This window comes from Kitasatospora sp. NPDC001603 (genome assembly GCF_040298365.1).
GTDB lineage: Bacteria > Actinomycetota > Actinomycetes > Streptomycetales > Streptomycetaceae > Kitasatospora.
On record NZ_JBEPAA010000128.1, the window covers coordinates 1 to 13,807 of the forward strand.

At 75.9% G+C, this 13,807-nt stretch carries 2 protein-coding genes; both read left to right on the forward strand.

The window, feature by feature from the left end; genetic code table 11:
- Window positions 1-44 precede the first annotated feature (44 nt).
- Window positions 45-11,738 (forward strand): type I polyketide synthase, encoded by an 11,694-nt coding sequence (locus tag ABT263_RS37345; RefSeq protein WP_352297996.1) that lies wholly within the window; start codon window positions 45-47, stop codon window positions 11,736-11,738.
- Between the two features lie 39 nt (window positions 11,739-11,777).
- Window positions 11,778-13,807: type I polyketide synthase (locus ABT263_RS37350; RefSeq protein ID WP_352297999.1), on the forward strand; the 2,030-nt coding region annotated here is incomplete at its 3' end.

Here is a 13,807-nt window from a genome sequence, read left to right on the forward strand (position 1 = left end):
TGGCGGAGACGGCCGAGGACGCCGGTGTCGCCGACGTCCTGACGGTGGGCACGCTGGAGCGTGACAACGCGGGCGCCTCCCGCCTGCTCACGGCGTTCGCGCAGGCCTACGTCGGCGGTCTCGCGGTGGACTGGAAGGTCGTGCTGCCCGCCGCCGAGGTGGTGGAGCTGCCGACCTACGCCTTCCAGCGCCAGCGGTACTGGCTTCAGGCCCCGGCCCGGACCGTCACCGTCGGCGGGGACGGCTCCGGCACGGCGGCGGAAGCGGAGTTCTGGGCTGCCGTCGAGGGCGGTGACCTGGCCCGGCTCGCGGACACCCTGGCGATCGAGGACCAGCAGCGCCTCGCCGAGGTGCTGCCCGCACTGGCGTCCTGGCGCCGCCGGGAGCAGGACCGCTCGGTGACGGAGGCCTGGCGCTACCGGGTGACCTGGGCCCCGGTGACGGAGCAGTCCGCCGGTGCGCCCGCCGGTCGCTGGCTGGTCGTCACCCCGAGCGGCACCGCCGACGAGGCCTTGGCCCGGCAGTGCACGGCGGCCCTGACCGCCCGCGGCGCCGAGGCGGTGTCCCTCGACGTCCCGGCCGGGACGGTCGACCGGGCGGACCTCGCCGCACTGCTCGTCGAGGCGCTGCCGGACGGCGGGGAGCTGTCCGGCGTGCTGTCGCTGCTGGCGACCGACGAGACCCCCCTGCCGGCCCACCCGGCAGTGTCCACCGGCCTCGGCACGACGCTCGCGCTCGTCCAGGCCCTCGGCGACGCCGGGGTGGCCGCGCCGCTCTGGGTCGCCACCCGCGGTGCCGTCGCGGCCACGCCGGGCGAGGTGCCGGCCGGTCCGGCGCAGGCCCAGGTCTGGGGCCTCGGCCGGGTCGTCGCACTTGAACACCCCGACCGCTGGGGCGGTCTGATCGACCTGCCCGAGGTGCTGGACGACCGGGCGGGCACCCAGCTGGCCGCCGTGCTGGCCGGCTGCGGCGAGGACCAGGTCGCCATCCGGCAGACCGGTGTGCTGGGCCGTCGCCTGACCCGCGCGCCGCAGCCCAGGGCGGGCCGGGACTGGACGCCGGGCGGCACCGCCCTGGTCACCGGCGGCACCGACGCCATCGGCGGGCACGTCGCCCGCTGGCTGGCCGACCGCGGTGCGCCCCGGCTGGTGCTCAGCAGCGCCGCGGGCCCCGCCGCTCCCGGTGTCGCCGCGCTGGCGGCCGAACTGGCCGCCCGGGGCTCCCGGGTGGACGTGCTGGCCTGCGACGCGGCCGACCGGTCCGAGCTGGCCGGCCTGCTCGACCGGATCGCGACGACCGGCCCCGCGCTGTCCTCCGTCCTGCACCTCGCGGAGGCCATCGACAACCAGCCGGTCGAGAACCTCGGCCTCGCGGACCTCGCCGCCGTGCTCGCGGTCAAGGCGGAGGCCGCGCGGTGGCTGGACGAGCTGACCGCCGACCTGGACCTCGACGCCTTCGTCCTGTTCTCCTCGGTCGCCGCCGTCTGGGGCGGTGGCCAGCAGCCCGGCTTCTCCGCCGCCAACGCCTCCCTGGACGCCCTGGCGGAGCGCCGGCTGGCCCGGGGCCTGGCCGCCACCTCGGTGGCCTGGGGCCCGTGGAGCGTCGGCGCGATGGGCTCCGGGGACGACGCGGCCCAACTGGAGCGGCGCGGTCTGCGGCTGCTGGGCCCCGACCCGGCCACCCGCGCGCTGTCCCGGATCCTGGACGGCGGCGAGGCACTGACGACGGTCGTCGACGTGGACTGGGCGCGGTTCGCCCCGCCGTTCACGCTGCGCCGGCGCAGCCCGCTGATCGAGCACCTGCCCGAGGTCGCCGGGGCGCTGGCCGGCGACGGGCCCGACCCGGCCGTCGACCGGGAGGCCGGCACGCCCCTGCGCCGGCAGCTGGCCGACCTGCCGGCCGCCGAGCAGGACCGCACGCTGGTCACCCTGGTCCGGGCCGAGGCCGCCGCGGTGCTGGAGTACTCCTCGCCGGAGGCCATCGGCAGCGGCCGGGCCTTCAGTGAGCTGGGCTTCGACTCGCTGACCGCCGTCGAGCTCCGCAACCGGCTGGGCGCCGCCACCGGCCTCAAGCTGCCCGCCACGCTGCTCTTCGACTACCCGAGCCCGGTGGTGCTGGCCGGCTACCTGCGGACCGAGCTGCTGGGCGACCGGACCGCGAGCGCCGGTGCGGTCGCCGCCACCGGCCGGGCGGCGGCGGACGACGACCCGGTGGTCATCGTCGGCATGGGCTGCCGCTTCCCCGGCGGGGTGCGGAGCCCGGAGGAGCTCTGGGAGATCCTCGACTCGGGCACGGACGCGATCGGTGCCTTCCCGCAGGACCGCGGCTGGGACCTGGACGGCCTCTACGACCCGGACCCGGAGAACCCCGGCACGGCGTACGTGCGCCAGGGCGGGTTCGTCTACAACGCGGCCGAGTTCGACGCCGGCTTCTTCGGCATCAGCCCCCGCGAGGCGCTGGCCATGGACCCGCAGCAGCGGCTCCTGCTGGAGACCTCCTGGGAGGCCCTGGAGCGGGCCGGCATCTCCCAGGCGGCGCTGCGCGGCAGCCGCACCGGCGTGTTCGCGGGTGCGAGCTACGCGGGGTACGGCCTGGTCGGGCCGGACGCCTCGGAGGGCCTGGAGGCGCACCTGCTGACGGGCACCACGACCAGCGTGCTCTCCGGCCGGGTGGCCTACACCTTCGGCCTGGAGGGCCCCGCGGTCACCGTCGACACGGCCTGCTCGTCGGCTCTGGTCGCGGTCAACCTGGCCAGCCAGGCGCTGCGTTCGGGCGAGTGCTCGCTGGCGCTCGCCGGTGGCGCGTTCATCGCCTCCACGCCGGACCTCTTCGTCTGGGTGAGCAAGCAGCGGGGGCTGTCCCCCGACGGCCGGTCCAAGTCGTTCTCGGCCGGGGCGGACGGCATGGGCATCGCCGAGGGCGCGGGCATGGTGGTGCTGGAGCGCCTCTCCGACGCCCGCCGCAACGGGCACCCGGTGCTGGCCGTGGTGCGCGGCTCCGCGGTGAACCAGGACGGCGCGTCGAACGGTCTGACCGCGCCCAACGGCCCCTCGCAGCAGCGGGTGATCCGGGCGGCCCTGGCCGACGCCGGGCTGACCACCGCCGACGTGGACGTGGTCGAGGCGCACGGGTCCGGCACGGTGCTCGGCGACCCGATCGAGGCCCAGGCGGTGATCGCCACCTACGGCCAGGACCGGCCGGAGGGCCGGCCGATGTGGCTGGGGTCGGTGAAGTCCAACATCGGTCACACCCAGGGCGCGGCCGGTGTCAGCGGCCTGATCAAGATGGTGCTGGCGCTGCAGCACAGGAACCTGCCGGCCACGCTGCACGCGGACGAGCCCTCGCCGTACGTGGACTGGTCGGCCGGGGACGTCCGGCTGCTCACGGAGTCGCGGCCGTGGGAGACGGACGGACGGCCGCGCCGGGCCGGGGTGTCCTCCTTCGGGGTCAGCGGCACCAACGCCCACCTGATCCTGGAGGAGGCCCCCGAGCCGGCGGCCGTCGAGGCGCCCGCCGGGGACGACCCGGCCCCGGCCCTCTTCGACGCCCCCGGCGCCGGCGCCTGGGTGGTGTCCGGGCGGACGGCGGACGGTCTGCGCCGGCAGGCGGCCCGGCTGGGCGAGTACCTGGCGGCCCGGCCCGGGCTGGACCCGGCGGACGTGGCCTGGTCGCTGGCGGCGACCCGCTCGGTGTACGAGTACCGGGCCGTGGTGACCGGCACCGACCGCGCCGAGCTGGCCGAGGGCCTGGCCGCGGTGGCGGCCGGGGAGCGCGCCCCCGGGGTGGTCGCCGGCACGACCGCGGCCACCGAGGCGAGCGAGGCGGTCTTCGTCTTCCCCGGGCAGGGCGCCCAGTGGGAGGGCATGGGCCGGGAGCTGCTGGCGGTCTCGCCGGTGTTCGCGGCCCGGCTCGCCGAGTGCGAGCGGGCCCTGGCCCCGCACGTCGACTGGTCGTTGACCGAGGTGCTGGCCGGTGCGGACGGCGCGCCCGCGCTGGACCGCGCCGATGTCGTCCAGCCGGCGCTGTGGGCGGTGATGGTGTCGCTGGCCGCCGTCTGGGAGGCCGCGGGCGTCACCCCGGGTGCGGTGGTCGGCCACTCCCAGGGCGAGATCGCGGCCGCGACGGTGGCCGGGATCCTGTCGCTCGAGGACGCGGCCGAGGTGGTGACGGTCCGCAGCCGGGCGCTGTCCGGGCTCGGCACCGGCGGCGGGATGCTGTCGGTCGTCATGCCCGTCGCGGCGGTGCGCGAGGTACTGGCCCCGTGGGGCGACCGGCTGGCGGTCGCCGCGGTGAACGGGCCCGCCGCCACCGTGGTCTCCGGCGAGACCGAGGCGCTGGCGGAGTTCGGCGCCGAGCTGGCGGCCCGGCGGGTGATGCGCTGGCCGATCCCGGTGACCGACTTCGTGGCGCACTCGGCCGGGGTCGAGGAACTGGAAGGCGTGCTGACCGAGCGGCTGGCGGGGATCCGGCCGGGGGCCGGGCGGGTCCCGCTGTTCTCCACGGTCGAGTGCCGCTGGATGAACGGCCCGGAGCTGGACGCCGGCTACTGGTTCGCCAACGTCCGCCGCACGGTCCGCTTCGACGAGGCGGTCCGGGAGCTGGCCGCGGCCGGGAACCGGACCTTCGTCGAGGTCTCCCCGCAGCCGGTGCTGACCACCGGGATCGCCGACACGATCGAGGACCTGGGCACGGCCGGCGCCCCGGTGATCACCGGGACGCTGGACCGCGAGAACAGCGGCCCGCGCCGACTGCTCGCGGCGTTCGCCCAGGTGCACGTCGGCGGCACGCCCGTCGACTGGCGCAGGGTCCTGCCCGCCGGGCGGCGCACCGACCTGCCCACCTACGCCTTCCAGCACCAGCGGTACTGGCTCACCGGCTCCCGCGCGGCCGCGCCGGTCGCGGCCGGCGGGGACGGCGCGCCGTCGGAGGCCGAGGCCCGGTTCTGGGCCGCCGTCGAGGGCGGCGACCTCCAGCAGCTCGCCGACACGCTCGCCGTGGACGGACAGCGCTCCTTCGGCGAGGTGCTCCCGTCGCTGGCGTCCTGGCGGCGCCGCGAACGGGACCGGGACGTCACCGGCGCCTGGCGCTACCGGGTCGCCTGGGCCCCCGTCACCGACCCGGCCCCGGCCAAGCCGGCCGGCACCTGGCTGGTGGCCGTCCCGGCGCACCGGACCGGCCGCACCGCGGACCTCGTCGAGGCGTGCGTCCGCGCGCTGACCGCGCGGGGTGCCCGGGTCGAGGTCGTCGAGGTCGAGACCGGGACGGCCCGGCGCGAGCCGCTGGCCGCCGACCTCGCCCGGGCGCTGCGCGACGCCACCGACGAGGCCGCGCCGCGCGTGACCGGCGTGGTGTCACTGCTCGGCCTGGACGAGACACCGCTCGCGGAGCGGCCCGTGGTGCCGGCCGGCCTGGCCGCCGGCCTGGCCCTGCTGCAGGCACTGGCCGACGCCGCGATCACCGCCCCGCTGTGGACGCTCACCTCCGGGGCGGTCGCCACCGGCCCGGGCGACCCGCTGACCAACCCCGTGCAGGCGCAGGTCTGGGGCCTCGGCCGGGTCGTCTTCCTGGAACAGCCGGACCGCTGGGGCGGTCTGATCGACCTGCCCGCCGTGCTCGACGAACGGGCGGCGAGCCGCCTGTGCACCGTCCTCGCCGGCTGCGGTGAGGACGAGGTGGCGATCCGCCCCGCCGGGATCCTCGGCCGCCGCCTGACCCGGGCCCCGCAGCCCGCGCCCGGCCCGGACTGGACGCCGCGCGGCACCGTGCTGATCACCGGCGGGACCGGCGCGGTCGGCGGGCACGTGGCCCGCTGGCTGGCCGGCCGCGCCGAGCGGATCGTGCTGGCCAGCCGCTCCGGAGCCGCCGCCCGGGGCGCCGTGGCCCTGGCCGCGGACCTGGCGGCCGCCGGTACGGACGTCGAGATCAGCTGCTGCGACAGCGCGGAGCGCGCCGACCTCGCCGGGGTGATCGACCGGATCGCCGCGGGCGGCCCGCCGCTGACCGCCGTCCTGCACACCGCCGGTGTGCTCGACGACGGCGTCCTCGACGGCCTCGACAACGACCGGCTGGCCAGTGCCCTCGCGCCCAAGGCCGCCGGCGCCGTGCACCTCGACGAGCTCACCGCGGACCTCGACCTCGACGCGTTCGTGCTGTTCTCCTCGGCCGCCGCCACCTTCGGCGGCGCGGGCCAGGCCAACTACTCGGCCGCCAACGCCTTCCTGGACGCGCTGGCGGAGCACCGGCGCTCCCGCGGCCTGCCCGCCCGTTCGGTGGCCTGGGGCCCCTGGGCCGGCGAGGGCGTGTCCGGCGGCAGCGAGGCGGCCCGGCAGCGGCTGCGCCGCAACCGCTGGGAGGTCCTGATGGACCCCGAGCTCGCGGTCAAGGCCCTGGGCGGCGTGCTGGCCGGCCCGGACACCGTGCTGACCGTCATGGACCTGGACTGGCCCGCCTTCGCGGCCGCGCCCGGCCAGGCCCAGATCCTGGACGTGCCGTTCCTGCGCGCCCTGCCGGACGCCCAGCGGCTGAAGGCGGCGCAGCGCACCGAGAGCGCCGGCGGACCGCAGGCCGAGGGCGAGCTGGCCCGGAGCCTGAGCGGCCTGTCGCGGGCCGAGCAGGACCGGATCCTGGTGGACACGATCCGCGACGAGGCGGCCGCCGTGCTCGGGCACGCGAGCTCCGACGACGTCGAGGCCGGGCGCGCCTTCAGCGAGCTCGGCTTCGACTCGCTGACCTCGGTCGAGCTGCGCAACCGGATCGCCACCGCGACCGGGCTGCGGCTGCCGACGACGCTGATGTTCGACTACCCCACCCCGACGGTGCTCGCCGAGCACCTGCGGACGGAGCTGCTCGGTGCCCTGGCCGGGCAAGCGTCGGCGCTGGCCGTGCCCACGGCCGCCGCCTCCGACGACGAGCCGGTCGCCATCGTGGCGATGAGCTGCCGGTTCCCCGGCGGGCTCGACACCCCGGAGCAGCTCTGGGACCTGCTGGCGGTGGGCGGCGAGGGCATCTCCGGCCTCCCGCAGGACCGCGGCTGGGACGCGGAGGCGCTCTTCGACCCCGATCCGTCGCACGCCGGGACCAGCTACGCGCGGGAGGGCGGCTTCCTGCACCAGGCGAGCAGCTTCGACGCGGGCTTCTTCGGGATCAGCCCGCGCGAGGCGCTGGCGATGGACCCGCAGCAGCGGCTGATGCTCGAACTGTCCTGGGAGGCCCTGGAGTCCGCCGGACTCGACCCGGCCTCGCTGAGCGGCTCGCGCACCGGTGTGTTCATCGGCGGCTACTCGTCGAACTACGCGCTGGCCAGCATGCAGCTCGGCGGCCAGGACGGCGCCGCGCAGGTCGAGGGCCACCTGGTGACCGGCAACGCGACCAGCATCATCTCCGGCCGGGTCTCCTACGTCCTGGGCCTGGAGGGCCCGGCGCTCACGGTGGACACGGCCTGCTCGTCCTCGCTGGTGGCGCTGCACACGGCCGCCCGGTCGGTGCGGTCGGGCGAGTGCTCGCTGGCGCTGGTCGGCGGGGTCGCCGTGATGGCGACGCCGTGGGAGATGGTGGGCTTCGCCCGGCAGCGCGGACTGGCGGCGGACGGCCGCTCCAAGGCGTTCTCGGCCGCGGCCGACGGCATGGGCATGGGCGAGGGCGCCGGCATGGTGGTGCTGGAGCGGCTCTCCGACGCCCGCCGCAACGGGCACCGGGTGCTCGCGGTGGTGCGCGGTTCGGCGATCAACCAGGACGGCGCCTCCAACGGTCTGACGGCGCCGAACGGTCCCTCGCAGCAGCGGGTGATCCGGGCGGCGCTGGCCAGTGGCGGGCTGACCGCCGCCGACGTGGACGTGGTGGAGGCGCACGGCACGGGCACCCCGCTCGGGGACCCGATCGAGGCGCAGGCCCTGCTGGCCACCTACGGCCAGGAACGCGCCGGGGAGCAGCCGCTGTGGCTGGGTTCGGTGAAGTCCAACATCGGGCACACCCAGGCGGCCGCCGGTATGGCCGGGGTGATCAAGATGGTGCTGGCGCTCCAGCACGAGGAACTGCCGCGGACCCTGCACGTGGACGAGCCCTCGCCGCACGTGGACTGGTCGGCGGGTGAGGTGCGGCTGCTGGCCGAGCCGGTGCCGTGGCCCGCCGGGGACCGCCCGCGCCGGGCCGGTGTGTCGGCCTTCGGGATCAGCGGGACCAACGCGCACGTCATCGTCGAGGAGGCGCCGGCGGCCGTCGAGTCGGAGGAGGCACCCGAGGACCTCGACGCGGCGCCGGTGGTGTCGGGCGCCGGTGCGTGGCTCGTCTCCGGCCGGACGGCCGAGGGGCTGACGGCGCAGGCGGAGCGGCTGCACGACTGGGTGGCGGCGCGGCCGTCGGTGGACCTGGCGGATGTCGCGTGGTCCCTCGCGGCGACGCGGTCGGCGTTCGAGCACCGGGCGGTCGTGCTGGGCACCGGGCCGGCCGAACTGCTGGGTGGCCTGCGGAGCCTGGCCGCCGGGGCGTCTTCGGCTTCGGTGGTGTCGGGTGTGGCGAGGCCGGGTGCCCGGGTGGGTCTGGTCTTCGCGGGTCAGGGTTCGCAGTGGGTCGGGATGGGCCGGGGTCTGTACACGGCGAGCACGGTCTTCGCCGAGGTCTTCGACCGGGTGTCCGGGCTGCTGGAGCTGGAGTTGGGAGTCTCGGTCCGGGACGTCGTGCTCGGCGCCGAGGGTGTGGACGAGTCGCTGGCGAACCAGACCCTGTACGCGCAGGCCGGGCTGTTCGCCTTCGAGGTCGCTGTCGCGGCGGTGCTGGAGGCCGCGGGCGTGACGCCGGACGCGGTGGTCGGTCACTCGGTGGGCGAGGTCGCGGCCGCCTATGTGGCCGGGGTGCTGTCGCTGCCGGACGCGGTGCGGCTGGTGTCGGCGCGGGCTCGGTTGATGCAGGCGCTGCCGGCGGGCGGGGCGATGGCGGCGGTCAACGTCCCGGAAGCCGAGGTGCTGGCCGAGCTGGTGCCCGGGGTGGTGATCGCTTCGGTGAACGGGCCGGAGTCGGTGGTGGTCTCCGGCTCGGTCGAGGCCGTCGATGAGGTGGTGGAGCTGTGGCGGGAGCGGGGTCGCCGGGTGCGGCGGCTGCGGGTCTCGCACGCCTTCCACTCCCCGGCGATGGATCCGGTGATCGACGAACTCACCGCCGTCGCGGCCGGGTTGGAGTACCACCGGCCGAACATGATGTGGGCGGGCGCGCTCAGCGGTGAACTGGTCACCGAGCCCGAGGCGGGCTACTGGCCGGCGCAGACCCGCCGGGCGGTGCGCTTCGCGGACGCGGTGGCGACGCTGGCCCGCCAGGGTGTCTCGGTGTTCGTCGAGGTCGGCCCGGACGGGTCGCTCTCCTCGCTGGGCCCGGACATCGCGGCCGGTAGCGGGAGCGAGGGGGCGGTCTTCGTCCCGCTCCAGCGGCGGACCGACGAGAGCGTCACGAGCCTGCTGGCGGGGCTCGCCCGCGCGTACGTCAACGGTGCTGCGGTGGAGTGGAGTTCGGTGCTGCCGACCGGTACGCCGGTCGAGCTGCCCACCTACGCGTTCCGCCACCAGCGGTACTGGCCCAAGGGCGTGCAGACCCCGCCGAACGCCGGCGGGGACGGTACCGGCACGGCCGCCGAGGCGCAGTTCTGGTCCGCCGTCGACGGCGGGGACCTGGGCCGGCTCGCGGACACCCTGGCGATCGAGGACCAGCGGCAGCTCGCCGAGGTGCTGCCCGCCCTGGCGTCCTGGCGCCGCCGGGCGCAGGACCGCTCGGTGACCGCGAACTGGCGGTACCGGGTCGGCTGGGCGCCGGTGGCCGACCCCGCCCCGGCGGAGCTGGCCGGGCACTGGCTGCTGGTGGTCACGCCCGACCAGGCCGAGGAGGAGCTGACGCGGGACTGTGCGCGGGCGCTCGCCGCCCGGGGCGCGGAGGTGGTCACCATGGTGACCACGGAGACCACCGACCAGCAGCGGATGGCCGGGCGGATCGCCGCTACCCTGCCCGAGGCCGGAGTCGCCGGCGTCGTGTCCCTGCTGGCCCTGGACGAGACGCCGCTGCCCGGTCACCCGGTGCTGGCGAACGGCCTCGCCGGGACCCAGACCCTGATCCAGGCCCTCATCCTCCAGGGCGTCCACGCCCCGATGTGGGCGCTCACCCGCGGTGCGGTCGGTGCCACGCCGGACGAGGCGCCGACCAGCCCGGTGCAGGCCCAGAGCTGGGGCCTCGGCCGGGTCGCCACCCTGGAACACCCGGACCACGGCGGCGGGTTGATCGACCTCCCGGCCGAGTTCGACGAGCAGGCCGCGGCGCGGCTCTGCGCGGTGCTCGCCGAGTGCGGCGAGGACCAGGTCGCGATCCGGCCGGCCGGGATCTTCGGCCGCCGGCTCACCCGGGCCCCGCGACCCCGCGACGGCGCGGCGCAGTTCGTGCCGCGCGGCACCGTCCTGATCACCGGCGGGACCGGCGCGATCGGCGGCCACGTCGGGCGCTGGCTGGCCGGCCGGGGCGCCAAGCGGCTCGTCCTGACCAGCCGGTCCGGCGCCGGAGCGGCGGGGACGGCCGCGCTGGCCGCCGAGTTGGCGACGATCGGCGCCCAGGTCGACGTCTTCGCCTGCGACGCGGCCGAGGACGCCGCGCTGGCCGGGGTGATCGCCAGGATCGGTGCGGGCGGCCCGCCGCTGACCGCGGTCATGCACGCCGCCGGTCTGGCGCAGGCGACCGCGCTGGACGACGTCTCGGTGGAGGAACTGGCGACGGTCCTGGCCGCCAAGGCCGCGGGCGCCGCCAGCCTCGACCGGCTGACGGCCGGTCTGGAGCTGGACGCGTTCGTCCTGTTCTCCTCCATCGCCGCCACCTGGGGCAGCGGTCTCCAGGCCGGCTACGCCGCCGCCAACTCCTACCTGGACGCGCTGGCGGAGAACCGGCTGGCCCGGGGCCTGGCCGCCACCTCGGTGGCCTGGGGCCCGTGGGGCGGCGGCGGAATGACCGACGCGGAGGGCGCGGCCCAGATGACCCGCCGCGGTCTGCGCCTGATCGATCCCGACCACGCGATCCGGGCGCTGGCCCAGGTGCTCGACGGTCGCGACCCGATGATGACCGTCGTGGACGTGGACTGGGCGCGCTTCGCGCCGCCGTTCACGCTGCGCCGGCCCAGCCCGCTGATCGAGAGCCTGCCCGAGGTCGTCGAGGTGCTGGCCGGGAAGGGTGGCGACACCGGTCCGGCCGAGTCGCCGGCCGGGAATGCGCTGGCACAGCAGCTGGCGGAACTGCCCCGGGTGGAACAGGACCGGTTGCTGACCGACCTGGTCCGGACCGAGGCCGCCGCCGTCCTCGGACACCCGAGCATCGAGTCCGTCGAGGCCGACCGGGCCTTCAACGACCTCGGAGCCGACTCGCTGACCGCCGTCGAACTGCGCGACCGGCTGGGCGCGGCCACCGGCCTGCGCCTGCCCAGCACCCTGCTGTTCGACTACCCCACCTCGGCCGCGCTCGCCGACCACCTGCGGGCCGGTCTGACCGAGGAGACCAGTCCGGCCCAGCCCGTGCTGGCCGAACTGGACAAGCTGGAGGGCATGCTCGCCGCACTCGCCGGCGACGACGAATCCACGCTGATCACGAACCGCCTCGAAGTCGTCCTTTCCAAGTGGAAGGAGGCTCGGGCACAGACCGCCGAGACCGGAGTTGCGGAGAAGCTCGAATCGTCAACCGACGACGAAGTCTTCGATTTCATCGGCAAAGAACTCGGAATCCACTGACTCGGCCAACGCCGCGACTTCTTCGACGAGGTGACGTAAGTGAGCGAAGAGAAGCTCCGCTACTTCCTCAAGCGGGTGACCGCTAATCTGCACGAGACCCGGCAACGTTTGCAGGAACTGGAAACGGCCGGTGGTGAGCCCATCGCCATCGTCGGCATGAGCTGCCGCTTCCCCGGCGGGGTACGCGACCCCGAAGCCCTGTGGGAACTGCTGGACGCCCAGCGGGAATCGGTGGCCGGACTGCCCCAGGACCGGGGGTGGGCCTTCGGCGACGCCGACGACCCCGGATCCGGCGCCGCGGAGGTGCAGGCGGGCAACTTCGTCTACGACGCCACCCAGTTCGACGCCGGGTTCTTCGGGATCAGCCCGCGCGAGGCGCTGTCGATGGACCCGCAGCAGCGGCTGCTGCTCGAAGTGGCCTGGGAGGCGCTGGAGCGGGCCGGGATCGACCCCGCGTCGCTGCGCGGTTCGGCGACCGGCGTGTTCGCGGGCGCCTCCGCCTCCGGCTACGGCTGGATCACCGGCAAGCAGGGCGAGCTCGACGGCCACGTGATGACCGGCAACGCCACCAGCATCCTGTCCGGCCGGGTGTCCTACACGCTGGGCCTGGAGGGCCCGGCGGTGACGATCGACACCGCGTGCTCGTCGTCGCTGGTCTCGCTGCACCTGGCCGCGCAGGCGCTGCGCTCCGGCGAGTGCTCGATGGCCCTGGTCGGCGGCGCGTTCGTGGCGGCCACCCCGGTGCTGTTCACCGACTTCAGCCGCTCGCTGGGACTGTCTCCGGACGGGCGCTGCAAGACCTTCGGGGCCGGGGCGGACGGCATGGGCGTCGCCGAGGGCGCCGGGGTCGTGGTGGTGGAGAAGCTCTCCGACGCGCGCCGCAACGGGCACCGGGTGCTCGCGGTGGTACGCGGTTCGGCGATCAACCAGGACGGTGCGTCCAACGGTCTGACCGCTCCCAACGGTCCCTCGCAGCAGCGGGTGATCCGCGCGGCGCTGGCCAGCGCCAAGCTGTCGACGGCCGACGTCGACGTGGTGGAGGCGCACGGCACGGGCACCCCGCTCGGGGACCCGATCGAGGCCCAGGCGCTGCTCGCCACCTACGGCCAGAACCGGCCGGAGGAGCGGCCGCTGTGGCTGGGGTCGGTGAAGTCCAACATCGGGCACACCCAGCAGGCCGCCGGCATGGCCGGGATCATCAAGATGGTGCTGGCGCTCCAGCACGAGCGGCTGCCGGCGACGCTCCACGTGGCGGAGCCGACCCCGGAGGTCGACTGGTCGGCCGGTGAGGTGGAGCTCCTGGCCGAGCCGGTCCCGTGGCCGGCCGGGGAGCGGGTGCGCCGGGCCGGTGTGTCGGCCTTCGGGATGAGCGGCACCAACGTCCACATCATCCTGGAGGAGGCCCCGACCGGGGACGCCGAGACGGTGGAGACGCCGGCCAGCGACGCCGACGAGGCGGACGCCCTGGACGAGCCGGCCGCGGAGGTGGCGGCGGCTCCGGTCGCTCCGGCCCTGCTGGAGCTCGACGGGTCCACCGCGTGGGTGGTGTCGGGTCGGTCGGCGCAGGGGCTGACGGCTCAGGCGGGCCGGTTGCGGGAGTGGGTGTCGGCGCGGTCGTCGGTGGATCCGGTGGATGTGGCGTGGTCGTTGGCGGCGACGCGGTCGGTGTTCGAGCACCGGGCGGTGGTGGTCGGTGGCGGTCGTGAGGAGCTGGTGTCGGGTCTTCAGGGCCTGGTGGCCGGGTCGGGTGCGGCCGGGGTGGTGTCCGGTATTGCCCGTTCGGGTGGTCGGACGGCGTTCGTGTTCGCGGGTCAGGGTGCGCAGTGGGTCGGTATGGGCCGTGAACTGGCCCTGTGCAGTCCGGTGTTCGCGGCGCGTCTGGCGGAGTGTGAGGCGGCGCTGGCGCCGTACGTGCCGTGGTCGTTGAGTGAGGTTCTGGCGGGTGCGCCGGGTGCGCCGGAGATCGAGTCCGCTGATGTGGTGCAGCCGGTGCTGTGGGCGGTGATGGTGTCGCTGGCGGCGGTCTGGGAGGCCGCCGGTGTGATGCCCGACGCGGTGGTCGGTCACTC